Consider the following 18,842-nt stretch of genomic DNA (forward strand, 5'->3'; position numbering starts at 1 on the left):
AGCCGTCACGAGGGGGGACCAGCGCATGAACACGCCGTCGTTTCGAGCGGGACAGGCCGACGGGACCTCCATCCGGATCGGCGCTCTCGTCCCGCTGACGCGACCCGGTTGGATCGAGGCGGGCCGGCATCTTCTCGCCGGGCTCGAACTGGCCGTCCGCGAGGTCAATGACGCCGGCGGCGTCGCCGAGCGGCCGATCGACCTGGTGGTCCGCGACACCGCCGCCGACCCGCGGAGGGCCGCGGCGGCCGTCGAGGAACTCGCTCGGCTCGGTGCGGTCGCGTTGGCGGGGGAGTACCACAGCGTCGTCGCCCGAACGGCCGCCACCAAGGCCGCCGCCCTTTCCCTGCCCTACCTTTGCTCGTCAGCGGTTCTCGACGAGCTCACCGAGCAGCCGACGGAATGGGTCGCGCGCATCGCTCCGGCGCAGTCCCGGGGCTGGCGTATCTACGCGGACTTCCTGCTCGGCGCGGGACACAGCCGGATCGCCGTGGCGGCCGAGTCGAGCGTCTACTGGACGGCCGGAACCCGCATCCTGCGCGACCACCTCGCTCCCCGCGACGGCACCGTCATCGAATTCGACATGCGCGCGCTCACCCCCACGGCACTGTGCGACGAACTCGCCGACAGCCGCGCGACGGCCCTCCTCCTCCTGGTCGGCAACCCTGATCCGGCGGTGCCGATCGTGAAGGCCGTCCGCCGCGACCGCCGTCTCACCGAGGTCCTGATCGGCGCCCCGGCGGGGCAGCCGGAACTCCCCGCATGGGCGGAACTCCTGGGCGCGGACGGCGCCGGGATCCCGTTCTTGCGCTACCTGCCCGAGCACCTCGGCCCCCTCGGCGCGCGGATCGGGACGGCCCTCCGGGAACGGCTCGCCGAAACCCCGTCCTTCGTCGCCTTCGAGGGTTACGACACGATCACCGTCCTCGCCGCGATGATGAACGAGTACGGCGCCGACCGGCGGAGCCTTGCCCGGGCCTGGCCGCGCATCGCGGTCGAGGGCACACGTGGGCGAATCCGGTTCTCCCGCACGCCGGGGATCAGCGTTCGGCAATGGACGTGGGCGCCGATCCACGTCGCCGACCGGGACCCGGCGGATCCCGATCGCTTCCGGTTCCTTCACGCGGGGTGATCCGACCATCCCGGCTGAGCGCCCGGAGAGAACAAGGCGGTGGCCTGACGGCCGGAGGCGGTTCCCAGGTGGGCGGGAGGCCGAGCCTGGCGAATAGATCGGGGCCGCCGGAGAACACGGTGACGCGGGCGATGCCCCGGGGGGTCGCGGTGAGGACGCCGAGGCCGAACGCGCGGTGGGTTCCGCCGGCGTCGCGGAGGTAGGCGGCAGCGGCGGGCTGTCCGTTGGCGAGAGTGGGGGTCATCCGCCAGTCGCCGGGTGGTCCGCTCACCCGGGCGAGGTAGCGCAGGCAGGTCGCGACGCCGGAGAACCAGGTGCGGGTGCCGACCATCTCGATGGCGGCGTCGGTGCGCAGGGCTCGTTCCAGGGCCCCGGTGTCGGCGTTCTGGAATCCGACGATGTACTGCTCCAGCAGCGCGCGGGCGTGGGGAGCGGTGGGCTCGATGAGCCGCTCGCGGTCGGGGGCGGCCTCGTCGAGCCGGGCGCGGGCCCGTTGCAGCGCGCTCTTGACCGCTGGGACCGTGGTGTCGAGCATGGCCGCGACCTCTGCGGCGGAGAAGCCGAGCACCTCGCGCAGGAGGAGCACCGCGCGCTGCCGAGGGGGCAGGTACTGGAGCCCGGCGATGAGCGCGAGCCGCAGGTGCTCGCGCGCGGCGGCGATCGCCCCGGGATCCTCCTCGCACGGGGTGACCAGCGCGTCCGGGATGGGCTGCAGCCAGGCCACGTCCGGGTCGGCCCCGTGCTCAGGTGGGACGCCGGGGTCGTCGGCCGGAGCCCCGAGTCCGGACGGCAACGCCCGCCTGCCGCGGTCGCGCAGCGCGGTCAGGCAGGCGTTGGTGGCGATGCGGTACAGCCAGACCCGCACCGACGACCGCCCCTCGAAGGTGCCGTAGGAGCGCCAGGCCCGCAGGTAGGTCTCCTGGACGAGGTCTTCGGCTTCGTCGAGCGATCCGAGCATCCGGTAACAGTGCGCCAGCAGCTCGCGCCGGAACGGCTCGGTACTGCGGGCGAACTCGTGCTCCTCAGGCACCCGTCCCTCCTCTTCCTTTCCCGGCGGCGGGCTGGTCACAACCCGAGCCGGGGAGCCACCCACGCGGCCATCCTGCCGATCGCGTCATCGGCCTCCGGCGCCCTCCCCGCGGCCATCTGGAAGGTGTGCTGCATCCCGGGAAAGACGTCCAGCCGCACGTCGACGCCGGCCTTGCGGGCGTGCTCGTCGAGCATGCGTGCGTCGTCCAGCAGCGACTCATCCCCTCCCGCCTGAATGTAGATCGGGCCGAGGCCAGCCAGATCGGCGTACAGCGGGCTCGCCGGCGGGTCACGGGGATCGCCGCCCTCGCCCAGGAACGTGGCCGCGAGCGTCCGCACGGTCTCGGGGTAGAAGAAGGGGTCCTTCTCCTGGTTGGTCTCGTAGGACTTCCCGGCGGCCTCCAGGTCCGTCCACGGCGAGAACGGCATCGCGGCGGCGGGCAGCGGCAGGCCCCGCTCCCGCGCCCGGAGCTGAGCGGTGACCGACAGCGCGCCCCCGGAGGAGTCACCGGTGAAGGCGATGTGGGCGGGGTCGATGCCCTGGTCGAGCAGCCACCGGTAGGCGTCGGCCGCGTCGTCCACCTGCGCAGGGTGGGTGTGGGCGGGGGCCAGGCGGTAGTCGACGACCAGCGCCCGCACCCCGGCCGCCTTGGCCAGATGACCGAACATCTTGCGGTGCGTGTAGAGCGAACCGCCGATGTAGCCGCCGCCGTGCAGGCACAGCAGCACCCGGTCCTGGACCCGCCGTTTGGGCACCAGCCACATCGCGGGCAGGCCGCCCGCCTCCACCTCGATGTAGTCCACCCCCCGCGGTTCGGCGGTGAGGTCTCCCCAGGACTCACCGTCGGGCTGCTCGGCGTCCGGGCGGACCATCGCCAGCCGCGCCGCCGCCCAGTGCCGCCTGACCGCTTCGGACTGCTTGCTCGCCATCGCCGCTCCTCCGTTCAGGCCGCGCGGTTGTGGAAGGACTCGGCGCGCCGGGCGCCGTCCCGCTCGCGGGCGGGCAGGTGCGCCCCCGGCGGGACCGCCGCGGCCGCCTCGGCGTGGACCTCGTCCAGCACCGCGAGCACCTGTCGTTCATCGGTCATGGTGAGCCTCTTCCGTTCTTTCGGGCGTGCCCTTCACCCGTGCAGACCGCCGTCCGCCCGGAAAGGAATCGCTCGTGCGAGACTCCGGGGACCGCTCAGCCCGCAGGACGGCGGTCGCGGCGGATCGAGTACAGCGCGATGAGTAGGCCCAGGGCGGTGAGGGCGGCGGCGGCAGGGTAGATGGAGCGCGGCCCCGGGCCGTCGATGAGCCGCCCGCCGAGCCATCCGGCGGACGCGGCGGCGAGCTGGAAGCCGGAGGCGTTGACGGCGACGGCCAGGGTCGGCGCGGCCTGGGCGGTGGTCACCACCCGGGTCTGGAGGCCCGGGATGATCGCGAACGCCAGCACGCCGAGGGCGAACCACAGCGCGGCGGACGGCACCCGGTGGACGCCGGCCGTCCAGCCCAGTGCGAGGACGCCCGCCAGCACGGCGAGCAGTCCGGCGAGCGAGGGCATGAGCGCCCGGTCGGCCAGCCATCCGCCGAGGAAGTTGCCGGCGACCGCGCCCGTCCCGTACACCAGCAGCAGGAGCGGCAGCGCGCCCTCGGAGAAGCCGCTGACGTCGGTGGCCAGCGGCGCCAGGAAGCTGAAGACGGTGACGGCCCCGAGGTTGCCCACCGCCGTCAGGGCGATGGCGAGCACGACGTCCGGACGGGTGAACACGCGCAGCTCGCCGAGCAGCGAACCGATCCTGGGCGCGGGCTGGTCGGGGACGGACCGCAGCACGAGCACCAGGGCGACGGCGCTGAACACCGTGATCGCGGCGAACGGCGCGCGCCAGCCGAGGTGGTGGCCGATGAGCGTGCCGAGCGGGGTGCCCGCGACGATCCCGAGGTTCATGCCGAGGGTCAGCCGCGCCACCGTGGACGCCTGCCTGCCCGGCGGGGCGGTGGCGAGGGCCGTGGAGATCGCGACGGCGAAGAACGTGGCCACGACCAGGCCCGCGACGAAGCGCGAGGCCAGCAGGACCGCGTAGCCGGGGGCCAGGGCGGACGCGGCGTTCCCGGCGATCGAGACGAGGACGAGGCCGCCGACGAGCGGGCGGCGGGGCAGCCGCGCGGTCAGCGTCGTGACCGCCGGCCCCCCGACGATCATGCCGAGCGCATAGGCGCTGACCAGCAGGCCCGCCGCCGGGATCGAGACCGACAGGTCGTCCGCGACGTCCGGCAGGATCCCCGCGATGACGAACTCGCCCGTGGTCAGGCCGAAGACCACGAGCATGAGCGAGAAGACCAGAAAGGGCATGCGCGTCCCAAGTAATTCGAGTTCGAATGATTCGAGTCATAACTATCATGACTCGAATCAGTGTCGCTAGACTCGGGGCATGCCGAACAGTCCTTCGCGGTGGCGGGCCCGGTGACGGAGCAGCAGATCGACCGGGAGGTGTGCAAGCTGGTCCACCGGTTCGTCCAGCGGCTTGAGACGCATGTGCGCCGCGCCGCCGACGACCTCGGCCTGACCCCCACCCAGGTGGTGGCGCTGCGGGAGCTGTCGGAGCCGATCACCGCCCGGGAGCTGGCCGACCGGATGTCGTGCGAGGCGTCCAACGCGACCTTCGTCCTCGACCGGCTGGAGGAGCAGGGCCTGGTCGAGCGGCGGCCGCATCCGACCGACCGGCGCGCCAAGCGGATCGTGCTCACTCCCGCCGGTGAACGGCGAAGGGGCGAGGTCCTGGAGCGGCTGGGGACGTACTCGCCGCTGACCGCGCTCAGCGACGTCCAGCAGGAGTCCCTGCGCGACCTGCTCCGCGACCTGGTCGTCTGACGCTCACGCGGGAGCGGCGCGGTCCGGGAAGAGGGCCGCGGCGACGTGCCGGGTGTCGGTGTACTCCACGACGGAGGCGATGCGTCCGTCGCGGACGGTGAAGACCCCGGCGCACCGGTTGTCGTAGACCGTGCCGTGGACCGTCCTGGCCCTGGACGTCCACTCGGCGGCCACGCGGTCGCCTTCGGTGATCGTGCCGAGCAGTTCGATCTCCAAGCTGCCGGGGACCAGCAGCGGTCCCATGCCGCCGAGGAAGTCGTCGATGATCGCCTCGCGGCCCCGCCACACCTGCGAGATGGGCAGGTCGCCCGGATAGTGCCAGGTCGCGTCCTCGGTGAAGCTCGCGCGGACGGTCTCGGCGTCGCCGTCGCGGACGGCCTCGACGTAGCGGACGACGACGGTGCGCGGGTCGGTCATGGTGGTTCTCCTCCGGGTGCCGTTGGGGATTCGCCTGCCTGCTCGGCGGTGCCTCGCCTCCACCCCACCGGGCGCCGTGGGGACCTGGCCAACAACGCGCCCGGTCGGCCGACAACGGATCGTTGTCGCATATGGTCAGGGACGTGGATCTCGACCTGGCGCTGGTCCGCGCGTTCGCCGTGACCGCCGAGACCCTGCACTTCGGTCGCGCCGCCGAGCGGCTGGGCACCAGCCAGCAGGCGCTGTCCAAGCGCGTCGCGCGGCTGGAGGCGCTGCTCGCGGTCGGGCTGTTCGAGCGGGAGGGCGGCGTCCGGCTGACCGGGGCGGGCGAGCGGTTCCTGCCGGTCGCGCGGGAGGCGCTCGCGGCGGGCGAGCGCGCGGTCGCGGCCGTGACGGGCACCGGGGCGGTCGTCCGGATCGACACCTGGGGCCATCTGTACGCGCCGATGCGCACGGTCGCCCAGGCGGCCCGGGAACTCGGCGGGCTCCGGTTGGAGCCGGGCCCGGGACGGGACTGGCCGTCGGTCGCGGCCGCGCTGACACGCGGCGACACCGACCTGGGATTCGGCCGGGTGCATCCGCTGCCGGACGGCCGCGACGCGGGCCTCGCGGTGCGGGTCGTCCGGCTGGAACCGGTGGACGCGGTGGTCAGCGCCTCCCACCCGCTGGCCGACGCCGGCGAACTACGCCCGGCGGACCTGCGCGGCAGCGCGCTGTGGTGCCCGGCCGAACTCGACCGCCTGGACTTCCTGCGCCGCTTCGCCGAGGAGTTCCAGATCACGCGGCGGCAGGACGGCCCCAACCTGGGCCTGGACCACCTTCTCCAGCACGTCCGCGCCGACGCCTCGTGTTTCACGCTGTTCCCCGCCGACGCGCCGCCGCCCGGCGACGCGGGGCTGCGCTCGATCCCGCTCGTCCGGCCGACCCCGCTGTACGCGTGGTCGCTGGCCTGGCGCTGGACGCACCGCCACCCGGGGCTCGACCCCCTCCTGCGCTGTTTCAGCGAACTGGGCCGCGCCAGCCGCTGGCTGGACTACGCCCCCGAGCGCGACTGGCTCCCCGACTCCGACCGCGCGAGACTCACGAACCCATGAGATCGAGCGCGGCCGCGCTCGGGCCGCCCGGTTCCGCCGTGTAGAGGACGAGCCGCAGGTCGGTGCCGGGCACCAGCAGGGTCTGGCAGTCCAGGTCGAGCGGGCCGAACCTCGGGTGGCGCAGGCGCTTGCGCAACGTCGGCACGGGACGCACGTCATGGTCGCGCCAACCGGCGGCGAAGTCGGGGCTGTGCGCGGCGAACGCGTTGACCAGCTCGCCCAGCACGCGGTCGGACGGGTAGCGGGCGTGGGCCGCGCGGAGCTGGGCGGCGGACTGCCGGGCGAACTCCGCCTCCGCTCCGGCGGGCGCCGAGCAGAGGGTGCCGCCGAGCCGGATGGACAGCCGCACGGTGTTGCGCTCCCCGGGGGGCAGCGACCCGAAGTCGATGATCAACGCCGCCGCCGCGTCGTTCCAGGCCAGGATGTCCTGCCGCGCGTCGACCAGGTAGGCGGGCAGCGGGGCGAGCCGGTCCAGCAGGCGGCGGGCGTCGTCCGGTACCGGCGTCCGGTCGGGCTCCCTGCCGGAGGGGACCTGCCCGGCCAGCCGCGCCAGGTGCTCGCGTTCCGCGGCGGTGAGCCGCAGCGCCGTGCCGAGCGCGGCCAGCACCTGCGCGGACGGACGTCGCGCGCGGGCCTGCTCCAGCCGCTCGTAGTAGCTGGTCGAGACCCCGGCCAGCGCCGCGACCTCCTCGCGGCGCAGCCCGGGAGTGCGCCGGGCGCGGCGTCCCGGCGGGTGGACGGCCGTCGCCGGCATCAGCTCCGGGCGCAGCGCCTCCCGCCGGCGGCGCAGGAAGTCGGCCAGTTCACCGCTGCTCACCCGCCCAGGCTGGCACAGGCCGCCCGCCTTAGCCACGGACCGCCGGTCCGGGGCTGGACCGTCCGTTCCCGGGCGGCGGTCACGCGTCCAGTCTGGCCTGGTCATCATCCGCCGACCACCGGAGGACCACGTGTCACGCACTCCCGAGGAGACGTTCCGGCTGCTGCTGGACCTGCTGCTGGCCAAGGACATGGACGCCGTCGCCGACCTGTGGGCGCGGGACGGCGTCGGCGAGTTCCCGTTCGCGACGGGGGCCTCGCCGAGGCGCCTGGCCGGACGGGAGGAGGTCCGCGCCTACCTGTCCGGATACCCGGACCGGATGGACGTGCGGGCGATACCGGCGATCACCGTGCATCGCACCGAGCGTCCGGGCACCATCGTGGTGGAGTTCGCGGCCGACGGGCGCACGGTGCGCACCGGCGAGCCCTACCGGCTGGACTACATCTGCGTCGTCACCGTCCAGGACGGTCTGATCACTTGCTACCGGGACTACTGGAACCCGCTGGCCGCCGCCGCGGCGGCGGGCGCGCTGCCCGAACTGCTCGGCCTGTCGCGTCCGGAGACCCACTGATGGCGGGCGTGCTGGTCACCGGTGGCACCGGCAAGACCGGTCGACCCCTGGTGGACGTGCTGCGCCGCGCGGGAGCGCCGATCAGGGTGGCGAGCCGCCACCCGTCCGCCCACGATCCCGACGCGGTCCGGTTCGACTGGGACGACCCCGCCACCCATGCGGACGCGCTGCGCGGGATGGACCGGATCTACCTGGTGCCCCCGGCGAACAGCGTGGACCCGATGCCCCGGGTCGGCCCGTTCCTGGACGAGGCGGAACGGCTCGGCGTGCGCCGCGTGGTGCTCCTCGGCTCCGCCATCGTGCTGCCGGACGCCCCCGGCCCGCTGGAGCTGGCCGAGCGGATACGGTCCCGGCCCGGGTGGGCCGTGCTGCGCCCGTCCGGGTTCATGCAGAACTTCGTGGGCGCGCATCCGGTGGCCGAACGCATCCGGCGGGACGGTGAGATCCGCACCGCCGCGGGTGACGGACGGCTGGGCTGGATCGACGCGCGCGACATCGCCGCCGCCGCGTCCGCCCTGCTCACCGGCCTTCTCGACCCCGATGGTCCGCGCGACCATCTGCTCACCGGGCCGGCGGCGCTGAGCTACCGGGACGCGGCGGCGATCATCACCGCCCGTACCGGCCGTCCGATCCGTGTGCGGCACATCAGCGTGGACGAGCTGGCAGGGAACTACCAGGCCGCCGGCATCCCGGAGGTGTTCGCCACCGCGCTCGCCGGTGTGGACGCGGGGATCAGGGCCGGCCGGGAGGACCTGGTCAGCACGGCGGTGCTCGACCTGACCGGCCGTCCACCCCGGTCCTTCGCCGACTTCGTCCAGGACCACGCGGGGGAGTGGGCGCGCTCGGCGCCGCCCGGGCGGTGACCCCATCCGGACACCCGCCTCCACCGCGCATAGGCGGAACCTTGGGGCTGTAGGCGGACATAGGGGGGTGTGAACATCTCCGTCGACAGTCCCGGGTTCGGGAGCGCACACGACCGGCCGCGCACCGACGCGGCGCTGTGGTCCGCCGCGGCTGACGGTGACGCCAACGCGTTCGGCGCGTTGTTCGAGCGCCACTCGGACGCGGTCTACAACCACTGCTTCCGCCGCACCGCCGACTGGGGCGTGGCCGAGGACCTCACCTCGCTGGTGTTCCTCCAGGCGTGGCGGCGGCGCCGCGCGGTCGCGATGACCGGCGAGTCGGTGCTGCCGTGGCTGCTGGCGGTCGCCAACAACCTGCTGCGCAACGCCGACCGGATGAGCCGGCGGCAGCGGCGGCTCATGGCGCGGCTGCGGCCCGCCGCCGCGCCCACCGCCGAACCCGGCATCGAGGAGGATCTCGCCGCCCGGCTCGACGACGAGCGCACCATGCGGCGGATCCGGGACGGGTTCGAGCGCCTTCCGGCGGCCGAGCGCGAGGTGCTGTCGCTGGTCGCCTGGGCGGGGCTGTCCTACGCCGACGTCGCCGTCGTGCTGGAGGTGCCGGTCGGCACGGTCAAGTCCAGACTCGCGCGGGCCAGGTCGCGGCTGCGCCAGATGCTTCCCGACGACGCCCTCGACGGCATTCAGGAGAACAGACTGCGATGAACGAGCCCCTGGACGAGACCCCTCCTCCACCGGCGAGGCCGATGCCGCCGCGCCGGCGCGCCGCCCGCGCCGAACTGCTGACCCGGGCGATCACCCGCCGTCCCTGGTCGTGGCGGCGCCGGACGGCGGTCGCGGTGCCGCTCGCCGGCGCCGTCGCGCTCGGCACCACCGGCGCCTTCGCCTTCGTCGCCCACAAGGAGCCCGCCGCGCAGCGGAACATCATCCGCTGCTACAGCACCAGCAAATGGGACGACAACGGCTTCTACAGCGAGGTCGCCAAGGCGGTCCCCGCCGGCGAGGGCATCGGGTCCAGCGCGATCGGCGATGTGCTCGACGCCTGCGCGACGCTGTTCCGGCAGGGGTTCCTGCGGGAGGGGGAGGCCCGGCTGCACGACGAGACCGACGGCGCGGCGACCCGCCCGGTGCCGAGGCTGGCCGCGTGCGTCCTGCCGTCCGGGCAGGTCGCGGTCTTCCCGAACGCCACATGCCGCCAGCAGGAACTGCCGGACCTGGCCGACTAGGAGTTGAGGGCTTGCCATTCGCGAGGGCCGGCAAGCCGCCCCCGACTTCGCCACCGCCCTCAGATACCACCGTCTTCTCGAAACCCTCCTACGCGCCGATACCGACCACACTCCCATCCCCCCGGTGGAATGAACTGTGATCCAAAGGCGCGGAGCCATGGCGTTCGCCATGGCTCCGCGCCGAGGTCATCCGGCACGGCCGGCTTCAAAGAAGCCGATCAGATCCATTTGATCGAGGACGTCCTGTCGTTCATGGCGTCGCCGATGTAGGAGGTGGTGTTCCGGTAGCCGGTGCTGGAGCCCTGGAAATTGATGTCCTCCCAGTGGTTGCTCTGGCAGTCGGCGTAGTTCCGGAACGAGGAGATCCGGTCGTTCCACCATCCGCTGACGTTGGCCGCCTGCCAGTCCACGTCGCTGGAGTTGTCACAGCCGGCGGACGTCTCCCACGTCAGTGAATTTCCCTTGAAGTCCGCGTGCTCGAAGGAGATCTCGATAACGGTCGAGGCTATTGCGGCTGACCGCCGGTTCGTCTTCGCGAGGGCGTTCAAGCGGCCGTTGAAGCCCTTGTCGGCCACGGCGGATCGTGCGTTACGCGGAGCGTTGGCGATTTTACCGTTGGTGGCGTCACTGATGGCCTCGGTAAAGGTGGCATAGCAGCTCACGCGACCGGATTCGGTCAGGTGGACGACGCAGTGCCGGACGGGGGACGAGGCCGCGCCGGACGACGGCGACGGCGCCGCGCTCGCCGCGGGCTGGGCGAGGAGAGCGCTGGTCGCGGCCACGGCGGTGGCTGCTGTGAGCAGGATGGAGCGCATCGGTTGGTCGACCTCCAGGAATCGGATCTGCTGTTGGCTCGGATCTCGTTCTGGGATGCACGGGATAGGGGTTTTCCACGATGGTCGCGCCGCCGGGACATCAGTAGCTTTCGGCTACCCGTCAAGGAAACCGTTGACCGGCCGCACCGTCTACACGCATCGCCCGCCGCCGTTCGCTGCATCGGCGGCCAAGATCTTTGGATGTGCTCCGTGGACCGAGACTTCGACGATGGCTTCTCCACCTACGTCAAACAGGTCAGACCCGAGCTGCGACGGAGGGCGTTCTTACTCTGCGGCGACTGGTTCGAGGCCGACGACCTGACTCAGAAGACCCTGGTCAAGGTGTTCCTCCAGTGGCCGCGCCTGGACAACCGCGAAAAGCTGACCGGTTTCACACGCACGGTCATGGTCCACATCTACATCAGTGAACGCCGGGCCGCCCGCTGGACGCGGGAGGTGCTCGCGGACCGCGACCCCGAACCCGCGCCCTGTGATCAGCACCCTTTCGACCACCAGCCATTGCTGTCCGCGTTGGACAGGCTCGCCCACCGGCAGCGCGCGACCATTGTGCTGCGTTTCTGGGAACAACTCAGCGTGCGTGAGATCGCGGACGTCCTCGGTTGCGCTCCGGCCACGGTGCGCAGCCAGACCTCGCGCGCGCTGGCCACCCTCCGTTTCCTCCTGCGACGCGATTCCCCCTTCCGCAGCGACGGGGGCCAGGACCTGATCCGAAGTTGACGCATCCATGAGCGAGTCCCCGCACACCCCGCCCTGCGACCGCCGAAACGAGGGGGCGATCGAACGGATAATGGCGAGGCTCTTCCGCGAGTTCCGCGCGTCGCCTCCTCCGCCGCCCGAGCGCAGCGACGACGAACTGATCGCCGACATCCGCGCCGCCTGCCGAGGTAAGAAGCCGCCTCAGAACGATGATCTTGGTTCTGGGCTCTGACGATCTGCCGGGCGCAAGCCGGGGTCTGGGCGGGATGCCTGGTGTCCTGTACAGGCGGCCAGGCCCGCACCCGGGTGGATCGGCTGATGGCCTCGACGATCCACCCGGGCGACGGAGATGCCCGATGACGACGACGTCTTGGACCAGACCACCGGCGTCCGCACGGCGGCGGCAACTGACCAGCAGGAGCCCGAGGATGCGCCGCCGAGACGTGGACGACGCGATCAGGTATTCGGTCGACGACGGGATCAAGTGGCACGTTATTGCGAATACGCAGTAACGATCACCTCCCCGTCGCCCCCGGAGGCGTGTGGCCGTGGCTCGTCAGGCTGTCGGTGTGAGATGACAGACTTCCCGGCATGACCGGACCGGATCCCAAGGCTGACCTTCGGCAGTATTTGCAGGCTGGACGTGACGCCTTGGTGTGGAAGATCGAGGGGCTCTCGGAATACGACATCCGTCGTCCGGTCACACCGACCGGCACCAACCTGTTGGGGCTGGTCAAGCATGTGGCCAGCATGGAGTTGGTCTACTTCGGCGATACCTTCGGTCGGCCGTCCGGTGAGGCTATGCCCTGGTTCGCCGAGGACGCCGAAATCAACGCGGACATGTGGGCGACGGCCGATGAGTCCCGTGATCAGATCATCGGACTGTACCGCCGGGCGTGGATGCACTCTGACGCCACGATCGACGCGTTGGCACTGGACGCGGTCGGTCAAGTGCCGCATTGGCCGGCCGGGCGGAGTGAGGTGACGCTGCACCGGATCCTGGTGCACCTGATCGCTGAGACCGATCGGCATGCCGGTCACGCCGACATCGTCCGGGAACTGATCGACGGAGCCGCCGGGTTGAGCGTCGGCAAGGACAGCATGGCGTCCGGCGACAAGGCTTGGTGGGAGGACTACCGGGATCGGCTTGAGCGCGTGGCAAGAGAAGCCGGTCAGCGCTGAGCGTGCCCCGATCACGAGTTGCCTCCTGGCGTGCGGCGCGAGGCGCGGTGAGGGAGACGAAGGCGCTGTCGCCGCCGAGTCGGTCGGGGTTGGACCTGCTGGGGTGGGGAGCTCGGAGAGGCGCTTGGAACCCCTGGCGGATCACATCTGGCCGCGACCGATGAGTTCTCCGCCCGCCCGTGGTCTCTCCTGGTACAACGACATGATCGACGCGGCGGAGGCGAGATGGGCAAGGTTGTCGCGCAGGCATCGGTGTCTCTGGACGGGTTCATCGCGGGGCCGGGCGGTTCGGGTTTCGACCGCTTGTTCGCGTGGTGCACCGCTGGGGATGTGGCGACGCCGTCGGCGCAACCCGACCGGCTCACGTACCGCACCTCGGCCGGGACGGCGGGCTATCTGCGCGACACGATGGCGCGCACCGGGGCCCTGGTGGTCGGCCGAGGCCAGTTCGATCTGACCGGTGGATGGGGCGGGTCGCATCCGATCGGGGACGTGCCCGTGTTCGTGGTGACCCACCGGCCACCGGCGGGGTGGGTGAATACCGTCACCCCCTTCACCTTCGTCACCGACGGCGTCGAGTCGGCGGTCCGGCGGGCGGTCGCGGCCGCCGGCGCGCGCGATGTCGGCATCGGCCCGGGAAGCCTGGTCGGCCAGGCCCTGGACCTGGGCCTGCTGGACGAGTTGCGGCTGGACCTCGTGCCGGTCGTGCTCGGCGGCGGTGTACGCATGCTGGACGGCGTCGGGGCGGCGCCGGTCGACTTCGGCGACCCCGAGGTGATCGTCGGCGCCGGGGTGACACACCTGATCTACCGGCGTTCCGTCCCCACCACCTGATCTGTTCTCTACCTGGAGTGTGTGTGATGACGCAGATGAAGTTCGAACTCGTACCCGTGCCGGTCGCCGACGTGGACCGCGCCAAGGCCTTCTACACCGACAAGCTCGGGTTCGCGGTCGACGTGGACGTCGAACCCGTGGCGGGAACGCGGGTCGTGCAACTGACCCCACCGGAGTCGGCGTGCTCGATCTTGTTGAGCTCCGGCCTCCCGGGCATCGCGGAGATGACGCCGGGCTCATTGCGCAGCCTGCATCTGGTGGTCGCCGACGCGCGCGCCACCCGCGCCGAGCTCGCCGCGAAGGGGGTCGAGGTGGGTGAGGTCGACGAGCACGAGGGCGCCATGCTGTTCGTGCCGTTCGCGGACCCCGACGGCAACACCTGGGTGCTCCAGGAGATGCCCTGGCGCTCCGCCGACTTCACGCCCTGACCGTCGCGGCGGGACCGGCGAGCTCGGCCCCCCGCGCTCGTCCGCCGCAGACCGCCTCCCCACCCCGGCGGCCCCGGACGAACTCCCAGGCCAGGCTGCGGAGGCGTCCTGGCTACGGCGCTTCGTCGGCCGCCCATGACGGTGTCCAGACCTCGCCGTCGTGGGCGGCGGACCTCCCGGAGCGCAGGTGGTCGCGCAGCACCGCGAGGGCCGGGTGCGGGTTGTCGCGCCGCCAGATCAGCGAGTGCGGGTAGACCGGTGTCGGATCCCGCAGGTCGACGCGCCGCAGGCCGTGGTCGGCGGGCCAGACCAGGCGAGTCCGCTCGCCGACGAAGGTCGCCAGCGACCGGGAGTCGGCGATGGTGTCCAGCAGCGGCTCGGTGCCGAAGTCGGGACCGGTGATCTCGATGGTGAGCCCGAACGCGGCGGCGAGGTCGTCGTAGTAGGCGGCCCACTCGGTGCCGGGGACGATGCCGGGCATCCAGATCCGGTGCCCGGCGAGCCTCGCGGGCGCGATCGAGCGGGCGGCGGCGAACTCGTGGGACGGCCCGGTCAGCACCTGGATCGGCTCGTCGGAGACCCGGACGGCGCCGATGCCGTCCGGCAGGTGCCGTCCGGGCATGGTGACGGCGCGGAAGGACGCGTCGATCGTCCCGGAGCGGACCGCGTCGACGGCCGCGTCGGCGTCGAAGAGCGTCACGACGTCGAGCTCGATCCCGGGGTGCGCGCGGTGGAAGTCGCGCAGCAGCCCGGCGGGGGCGAGCCGCCGCCCGATCACGTCCACGCGCAGTGCCCGGCGCCCGGGGCGGACGGACGCGACGGCCCGCTCCTCGGCCCGCAGGAGTTCACGCGCGTGGGGGAGGAACGCCTGGCCGTCGATCGTGAGCGTCGCCCCGCGCGCGGCGCGGGTGAACAGCCGCACGGCGAGGGCCTTCTCCAGCGTGGCGACGCGCTTGGAGACGCCCTGCTGGGTGATCGACAGTTCGGCGGCGGCGTCCTGGAACCGTCCCGCGTCGGCGACGGCCACGAAGGCGCGCACGGCATCGAGATCCACGCCGTCCATCCTAGGGGTACAACCATCGGTTGTACCGAGGGGGGCGATCGGTTGTTTGATCTCGGGGCCCGCCACTCGCTTGGATGCCGGTGGTCGGTGTCTGGGGGGTTCGGATCGGTGCGAGGTGCGTCGGGCATGACGGGTGGGCGGACGCTCGGGCGGCGGTTCGGTTGGCTCTGGGGGGCCTACGCGGTCAGCGCCTACGGGACGGGGTTCGGGTTCGGCGCGTTCCCGCTGATCGCGGTGCTCGTGCTGGACTCCGGGCCGACCCAGGTGGCGGCCCTCGCGGCCGCCGGACGGGCGGTCGGCGCGGTGGTCGCGGTGCCGCTCGGCCCGTGGGTGGAGTTCCACCGCAAACGGCCCGTCATGATCGCGATGGACCTGGTCCGGTTCACGGCGTTGATGAGCGTCCCCGCCGCGTTCGCGCTCGGTCGGCTCGGATTCGTCCAGCTCCTGGCCGTCTCGGTCGTTGTCGCGGCGGCCGACATCGCCTTCAAGGCGGCCTGCGGCGCGTACCTGAAGGCGCTCGTGCCACCGGGGGACCTGCTGATCGCGAACGGCCGGTTCGAGTCCACGACCTGGAGCGCGACCGTGGTCGGACCGCCGCTCGGCGGCGCCGCGATCGGGGTCTTCGGACCGGTGGCGACCGTGGTCGCCGACGCGGTGAGCTACCTGCTCTCCGCGCTCGGCCTGCGCGCCGTCGGCGGCGGCGAGCCTCGTCCGGAGCGCGGCGGGGGACCCCGCCTGCGCGCCGGTGACCTGGTCGAAGGCTGGCGGCACATCCTGAGGCACCCGGTGCTGCGCCCGCTGCTGTTCAACACCGTCCTGGCCAACGGCCTCATCATGGCGACCGAGCCGCTGATGGCCGTGCTCATGCTGGGACGGCTCGGGTTCTCGCCCTGGGAGTACGGCCTGGCGTTCGCGGCGCCCTGCGTCGGCGGCCTCATCGGCGCGCGCCTGGCGCACCGGCTCGTGGCGCGGTTCGGACGGCACCCGGTGCTGCTCGCCGCCGGGACGCTGCGCGCGTGCTGGCCGGTCGGGCTGGTGTTCGTCGCCCCCGGCGTCCCCGGGATCGTGCTCGTCATGGTCGTCCAGTTCGGCCTGGTGACCTGCTGCGGGCTGTTCAACCCGGTGGTGGCGACCAGCAGGCTCGACCACACCGCCCCCGGCCGGGTCGCCCGGACCCTGACCGCGTGGTCGGTCAGCAGCAGCGCCGCGATCGCGGCCCTGACCGCCCTGTGGGGCCTGCTGGCCGCGCTGACCAGTCCCAGGACGGCGATCGCGGCCGCCGGTGTGCTCCTCCTGGCCACGCCGCTGCTGCTCCCGCGCCGCGAGCACACCGCCGGCACGGAGGCGGGGGAAGCGGCCGACGACCGGGTGATCTCGCGGCGGTAGGGGCGCCTCCCGTCAGGTCGCGGTGGGGTGGATACCGCCGAGAGCGATGTCGAGCAAGCGGTCGGCCTCGGCGGCACCGTCCGGCCGCCGCTCGGTGATCAGGCAGATGCCGGTGACGAGCATGAGCAAGTCCATGATCACGATGTCGGCCCGGACGACGCCGGCCTCGCGGGCGCGGGCCAGCACCTGCCCGCCCGCCCGCACGATCTTGTCGTGCACGGAGGCGCCGCACGCGTCGTGGCCGCCGGACATCAGCGAGGCGGCCAGGCCCCGGCTGGAGGCGGCGTGGCGGGCGACCGCGCGCAGCCACACGTCCAGCGCGTCCGCCGGTTCGGGGCCGGCGGCGAGATCGCGGGCGGCGGTGCACAGGTCCTCGGCGGTGTCCTGGAAGACGGCGTCGAGCAGCGCCTGCCGGGACGAGAAGTGCCGGTGCAGGGTCGCCGACCCGACGCCGGCACGGCGGGCGATCTCCTCCAGGGACGCTTCCGCGCCCTGTTCGGCGACGGCCGAGACGGCCGCGCCGAGAATCCGGTCGCGGTTGCGGCGCGCGTCGGCGCGCATCCGCCGCCCGGCCCGGGACGAGGTGACGCTGCCCTCAGGCATGGGACCTCCAACGTGAGAATTCCAAACGGGGCGGCCCTCCATAACGTACTCACCTCCGAGCGGCGCGATGCCCCGTTTGGCGGTTTCGACACTTAAATCACCGCATGCCCGAATATGAGTGTTTGCCGCCACCCGCCCACCTGGCGAGACGTGCCAGGCCGGACGCGCCATGGCCCGGCCGCGGTCGATCAGGTCCTGCGCGAGATGACCATGATGTATTCGCAGGGGGCGTTCGTTCGGTTGGCGAAGCCGTGGTCCGCGTGGGCCTGGAAGAACAGGGAGTCGCCCGCGTCCAGGGTCTCGCTGATCCCGCCGATCGCGACGGTGAGGGTGCCGTCGAGCACCACGATCTGCTTCTCCGTACCGGGGGGATACGCGGGCAGCAGCCCGGTGGAGACCTGCGCGGGGAGGTAGTGGACGACCATCTCGGCTCCTCCCGCACCCGGGGCCGCTGACACCATGTGCCGCTCGAAGCCGGTCTCCGGATCACGGAAGACGGGGCGTTCGCTCTTGCGCATGACCACGGCCACCCCGGACGCGGCGGCGGCCGGAGCGCCGACCAGGTCCGAGAGCGACGCGCCGAGCGCGTGCGCGATCCTGGACGCGACGCCGATCGTCGGGCTCTTCTCACCGCGCTCGACCTTGGACAGCATCGCCCGACTGACCGACGACCGCGTGGACAGCTGCTCCAGCGTCAGGCCCGCCTCCTCGCGGCGCCGCCGCACGTTGCCGCCGAACGCGCCGGCCAGGTCATCGCCCTGCTGCGGTTCGGCCGCGTTTCCGTCCTGCTCGACCACCGTGCTCCTTGATCGCCGGGTACCTCGCAGCCCGCAGTGTAGTGTTTCTCCTAAAGAAGATAGAGTCTTCTATCGGAGATGCACCCAGTGCGCCCAGGATGACGGAGGGTTCCATGCGTTTGATCTCAAGTGGCAGGCACCATGCCACGTTCGACTTCGGCGACCTGCGGGTGGTCTCGTTGCGGGACGGGTACATCGACATGCCGCCGACCAGGCTCCGCGACGAGGACGGGCACACGCTCGACGAGCTGCCGGACGCCGTTCCGCTGGCCGGCGACAACCTGCGGTTGTCGGTCAACGCCTTCTTCGTCACCGACGGCACGCGGTCGGTTCTCATCGACACCGGCGCGTCCAACGTCTGGCACGACCCCACCATGGGATTGATCTACGACGCGCTCGACGAAGCGGGCATCGACCGCGCGCAGATCACCGATGTCGCCATCACTCACAGGCACGAGGACCACGTGAGCGGTCTGATCGCGCCGGACGGCTCGGAGGCGTTCAGCGAACTCGAACGGGTGTGGATCGGCGCGGCCGACACCTCGGTGTTCACGGGACGGCTCGCGCCGCTCCGCGACCGGGTCGTACCCGTGTCGGAGAAGATCGCGATCAACGACTGGACGACCGCGGTCCCGACGCCGGGCCACACGCCCGGTCACACCGTCTACGAGGTCAGGAGCAGCGCCGGCCGCCTTCTCGCCTGGGGCGACACCGTGCACGTTCCGACACTCCAGTTCGACCAGCCGAAGGTGTCCTGGGAACTCGACGGCGACCAGCCCCAGGCCCGCGCCGCGCGGGCGGCCCTCCTCGAACAACTGACCCGGCCCAACCACTTCGTGGCCGGCGCCCACCTCGATTCACCCGGCATCGCCCGCGTGGCCCCGTCCGGCGACGGATTCACGCTGGAATACCTCGCGCCGGCGATCGGCTGATCGAGCCCGCCGGCCCCGAACCACGCTCACGATCTCGGCCAAAAGAGGCAAGCCCGCCTTGGCCGGCCTCGGAACCGTTACCGGT

23 protein-coding genes are annotated in these 18,842 nt (G+C 72.2%); 13 read left to right on the top strand and 10 right to left on the bottom strand.

Annotated features, from left to right (window positions below; genetic code table 11):
• Window positions 1-25 precede the first annotated feature (25 nt).
• Window positions 26-1,132, top strand: coding sequence for an ABC transporter substrate-binding protein (locus tag GNZ18_RS12445; RefSeq protein ID WP_156216460.1), 1,107 nt, complete (start codon window positions 26-28; stop codon window positions 1,130-1,132).
• Here GNZ18_RS12445 and GNZ18_RS12450 read toward each other — a convergent pair.
• The 4 genes from GNZ18_RS12450 to GNZ18_RS12465 form a co-directional block, all read right to left on the bottom strand.
• On the bottom strand, window positions 1,041-2,225 hold the full coding sequence (locus GNZ18_RS12450) for a sigma-70 family RNA polymerase sigma factor (protein ID WP_312874461.1): 1,185 nt from the start codon (window positions 2,223-2,225) through the stop codon (window positions 1,041-1,043). The genes GNZ18_RS12445 and GNZ18_RS12450 overlap by 92 nt on opposite strands.
• Window positions 2,198-3,091, bottom strand: a complete 894-nt coding sequence (locus GNZ18_RS12455) for an alpha/beta hydrolase (RefSeq protein WP_156216461.1) — start codon at window positions 3,089-3,091, stop codon at window positions 2,198-2,200. Before GNZ18_RS12455 ends, GNZ18_RS12450 begins: the two co-directional genes overlap by 28 nt.
• A 14-nt stretch (window positions 3,092-3,105) precedes the next feature.
• A complete protein-coding gene (locus GNZ18_RS12460; protein WP_156216462.1) occupies window positions 3,106-3,249 on the bottom strand; it encodes a hypothetical protein in 144 nt (47 codons plus the stop codon).
• Window positions 3,250-3,344: 95 nt separating this feature from the next.
• Window positions 3,345-4,493: an MFS transporter gene (locus GNZ18_RS12465; RefSeq protein ID WP_156216463.1), complete on the bottom strand. Its 1,149-nt coding sequence runs from the start codon at window positions 4,491-4,493 to the stop codon at window positions 3,345-3,347.
• A gap of 60 nt (window positions 4,494-4,553) precedes the next feature.
• On the opposite strand from GNZ18_RS12465, the gene GNZ18_RS12470 reads away from it, so the two are divergent.
• On the top strand, window positions 4,554-5,012 hold the full coding sequence (locus GNZ18_RS12470; RefSeq protein ID WP_308166264.1) for a MarR family winged helix-turn-helix transcriptional regulator: 459 nt from the start codon (window positions 4,554-4,556) through the stop codon (window positions 5,010-5,012).
• Window positions 5,013-5,015: 3 nt separating this feature from the next.
• Here the strand turns inward: GNZ18_RS12470 and GNZ18_RS12475 are convergent, their stop codons facing one another.
• On the bottom strand, window positions 5,016-5,429 hold the full coding sequence (locus GNZ18_RS12475) for a nuclear transport factor 2 family protein (RefSeq protein WP_156216464.1): 414 nt from the start codon (window positions 5,427-5,429) through the stop codon (window positions 5,016-5,018).
• A 143-nt stretch (window positions 5,430-5,572) separates the two neighbouring features.
• Between GNZ18_RS12475 and GNZ18_RS12480 the strand changes: the two genes are divergently transcribed.
• The gene (locus GNZ18_RS12480; protein WP_312874462.1) at window positions 5,573-6,523 is read left to right on the top strand and encodes a LysR family transcriptional regulator; all 951 of its coding nucleotides are present in this window, start codon (window positions 5,573-5,575) and stop codon (window positions 6,521-6,523) included.
• Here the strand turns inward: GNZ18_RS12480 and GNZ18_RS12485 are convergent.
• Entirely contained in the window at window positions 6,510-7,340 is an 831-nt protein-coding gene (locus tag GNZ18_RS12485) for a helix-turn-helix transcriptional regulator (RefSeq protein WP_312874463.1), read from the bottom strand. The two genes, GNZ18_RS12480 and GNZ18_RS12485, sit on opposite strands and share 14 nt — an antisense overlap.
• A gap of 130 nt (window positions 7,341-7,470) precedes the next feature.
• Between GNZ18_RS12485 and GNZ18_RS12490 the strand changes: the two genes are divergently transcribed.
• The 4 genes from GNZ18_RS12490 (at window position 7,471) to GNZ18_RS12505 (ending at window position 10,000) form a co-directional block, all read left to right on the top strand.
• Window positions 7,471-7,911 (top strand): nuclear transport factor 2 family protein, encoded by a 441-nt coding sequence (locus GNZ18_RS12490; protein WP_312874464.1) that lies wholly within the window; start codon window positions 7,471-7,473, stop codon window positions 7,909-7,911.
• Complete coding sequence (locus GNZ18_RS12495; RefSeq protein WP_156216466.1) at window positions 7,911-8,774, top strand: NAD(P)H-binding protein; 864 nt, start codon at window positions 7,911-7,913, stop codon at window positions 8,772-8,774. The genes GNZ18_RS12490 and GNZ18_RS12495 overlap by 1 nt, the downstream gene beginning before the upstream one ends.
• A gap of 69 nt (window positions 8,775-8,843) precedes the next feature.
• Complete coding sequence (locus GNZ18_RS12500) at window positions 8,844-9,479, top strand: RNA polymerase sigma factor (protein WP_216651262.1); 636 nt, start codon at window positions 8,844-8,846, stop codon at window positions 9,477-9,479.
• On the top strand, window positions 9,476-10,000 hold the full coding sequence (locus GNZ18_RS12505) for a hypothetical protein (protein WP_156216467.1): 525 nt from the start codon (window positions 9,476-9,478) through the stop codon (window positions 9,998-10,000). The genes GNZ18_RS12500 and GNZ18_RS12505 overlap by 4 nt, the downstream gene beginning before the upstream one ends.
• A gap of 218 nt (window positions 10,001-10,218) precedes the next feature.
• Here GNZ18_RS12505 and GNZ18_RS12510 read toward each other — a convergent pair whose 3' ends face one another.
• Window positions 10,219-10,815 (bottom strand): beta/gamma crystallin family protein, encoded by a 597-nt coding sequence (locus GNZ18_RS12510; protein WP_156216468.1) that lies wholly within the window; start codon window positions 10,813-10,815, stop codon window positions 10,219-10,221.
• Between the two features lie 210 nt (window positions 10,816-11,025).
• Here GNZ18_RS12510 and GNZ18_RS12515 point away from each other — a divergent pair, with 210 nt between their 5' ends.
• From GNZ18_RS12515 to GNZ18_RS12530, 4 genes are all read left to right on the top strand, one after another.
• Window positions 11,026-11,553, top strand: coding sequence for an RNA polymerase sigma factor (locus GNZ18_RS12515; protein WP_374225483.1), 528 nt, complete (start codon window positions 11,026-11,028; stop codon window positions 11,551-11,553).
• 570 nt (window positions 11,554-12,123) lie between these two features.
• Window positions 12,124-12,714: a DinB family protein gene (locus GNZ18_RS12520; protein WP_156216469.1), complete on the top strand. Its 591-nt coding sequence runs from the start codon at window positions 12,124-12,126 to the stop codon at window positions 12,712-12,714.
• A 225-nt stretch (window positions 12,715-12,939) separates the two neighbouring features.
• Complete coding sequence (locus GNZ18_RS12525; RefSeq protein ID WP_156216470.1) at window positions 12,940-13,548, top strand: dihydrofolate reductase family protein; 609 nt, start codon at window positions 12,940-12,942, stop codon at window positions 13,546-13,548.
• Window positions 13,549-13,574: 26 nt separating this feature from the next.
• Window positions 13,575-13,976 (top strand): VOC family protein, encoded by a 402-nt coding sequence (locus GNZ18_RS12530; protein ID WP_242893033.1) that lies wholly within the window; start codon window positions 13,575-13,577, stop codon window positions 13,974-13,976.
• Window positions 13,977-14,088: 112 nt separating this feature from the next.
• On the opposite strand, the gene GNZ18_RS12535 is transcribed toward GNZ18_RS12530, so the two are convergent.
• Window positions 14,089-15,039, bottom strand: a complete 951-nt coding sequence (locus GNZ18_RS12535; RefSeq protein ID WP_156216472.1) for a LysR family transcriptional regulator — start codon at window positions 15,037-15,039, stop codon at window positions 14,089-14,091.
• A 126-nt stretch (window positions 15,040-15,165) separates the two neighbouring features.
• On the opposite strand from GNZ18_RS12535, the gene GNZ18_RS12540 reads away from it, so the two are divergent.
• Entirely contained in the window at window positions 15,166-16,425 is a 1,260-nt protein-coding gene (locus tag GNZ18_RS12540) for an MFS transporter (RefSeq protein WP_156216473.1), read from the top strand.
• A gap of 12 nt (window positions 16,426-16,437) precedes the next feature.
• On the opposite strand, the gene GNZ18_RS12545 is transcribed toward GNZ18_RS12540, so the two are convergent.
• Window positions 16,438-17,028, bottom strand: a complete 591-nt coding sequence (locus GNZ18_RS12545; RefSeq protein ID WP_246249722.1) for a TetR/AcrR family transcriptional regulator — start codon at window positions 17,026-17,028, stop codon at window positions 16,438-16,440.
• Window positions 17,029-17,216: 188 nt separating this feature from the next.
• Window positions 17,217-17,825, bottom strand: coding sequence for a helix-turn-helix domain-containing protein (locus GNZ18_RS12550; RefSeq protein WP_216651263.1), 609 nt, complete (start codon window positions 17,823-17,825; stop codon window positions 17,217-17,219).
• 113 nt (window positions 17,826-17,938) lie between these two features.
• Here GNZ18_RS12550 and GNZ18_RS12555 point away from each other — a divergent pair, with 113 nt between their 5' ends.
• The gene (locus GNZ18_RS12555; protein ID WP_156216475.1) at window positions 17,939-18,757 is read left to right on the top strand and encodes an MBL fold metallo-hydrolase; all 819 of its coding nucleotides are present in this window, start codon (window positions 17,939-17,941) and stop codon (window positions 18,755-18,757) included.
• The last annotated feature ends 85 nt before the right edge of the window (window positions 18,758-18,842 follow it).

Origin of the sequence: Actinomadura litoris, assembly GCF_009733595.1 — a bacterium.
In the GTDB taxonomy this organism is placed as follows: Bacteria; Actinomycetota; Actinomycetes; order Streptosporangiales; family Streptosporangiaceae; genus Spirillospora; species Spirillospora litoris.

Excerpts from the sequence above, each read along its gene's own strand:
- GNZ18_RS12445 (WP_156216460.1), top strand. The coding sequence starts at position 26 with ATGAACACGCCGTCGTTTCGAGCGGGACAGGCCGACGGGACCTCCATC.
- GNZ18_RS12455 (WP_156216461.1), bottom strand. The coding sequence starts at position 3,091 with ATGGCGAGCAAGCAGTCCGAAGCGGTCAGGCGGCACTGGGCGGCGGCG.
- GNZ18_RS12460 (WP_156216462.1), bottom strand. The coding sequence starts at position 3,249 with ATGACCGATGAACGACAGGTGCTCGCGGTGCTGGACGAGGTCCACGCC.
- GNZ18_RS12465 (WP_156216463.1), bottom strand. The coding sequence starts at position 4,493 with ATGCCCTTTCTGGTCTTCTCGCTCATGCTCGTGGTCTTCGGCCTGACC.
- GNZ18_RS12475 (WP_156216464.1), bottom strand. The coding sequence starts at position 5,429 with ATGACCGACCCGCGCACCGTCGTCGTCCGCTACGTCGAGGCCGTCCGC.
- GNZ18_RS12495 (WP_156216466.1), top strand. The coding sequence starts at position 7,911 with ATGGCGGGCGTGCTGGTCACCGGTGGCACCGGCAAGACCGGTCGACCC.
- GNZ18_RS12505 (WP_156216467.1), top strand. The coding sequence starts at position 9,476 with ATGAACGAGCCCCTGGACGAGACCCCTCCTCCACCGGCGAGGCCGATG.
- GNZ18_RS12510 (WP_156216468.1), bottom strand. The coding sequence starts at position 10,815 with ATGCGCTCCATCCTGCTCACAGCAGCCACCGCCGTGGCCGCGACCAGC.
- GNZ18_RS12520 (WP_156216469.1), top strand. The coding sequence starts at position 12,124 with ATGACCGGACCGGATCCCAAGGCTGACCTTCGGCAGTATTTGCAGGCT.
- GNZ18_RS12525 (WP_156216470.1), top strand. The coding sequence starts at position 12,940 with ATGGGCAAGGTTGTCGCGCAGGCATCGGTGTCTCTGGACGGGTTCATC.
- GNZ18_RS12530 (WP_242893033.1), top strand. The coding sequence starts at position 13,575 with ATGACGCAGATGAAGTTCGAACTCGTACCCGTGCCGGTCGCCGACGTG.
- GNZ18_RS12535 (WP_156216472.1), bottom strand. The coding sequence starts at position 15,039 with ATGGACGGCGTGGATCTCGATGCCGTGCGCGCCTTCGTGGCCGTCGCC.
- GNZ18_RS12540 (WP_156216473.1), top strand. The coding sequence starts at position 15,166 with ATGACGGGTGGGCGGACGCTCGGGCGGCGGTTCGGTTGGCTCTGGGGG.
- GNZ18_RS12545 (WP_246249722.1), bottom strand. The coding sequence starts at position 17,028 with ATGCCTGAGGGCAGCGTCACCTCGTCCCGGGCCGGGCGGCGGATGCGC.
- GNZ18_RS12555 (WP_156216475.1), top strand. The coding sequence starts at position 17,939 with ATGCGTTTGATCTCAAGTGGCAGGCACCATGCCACGTTCGACTTCGGC.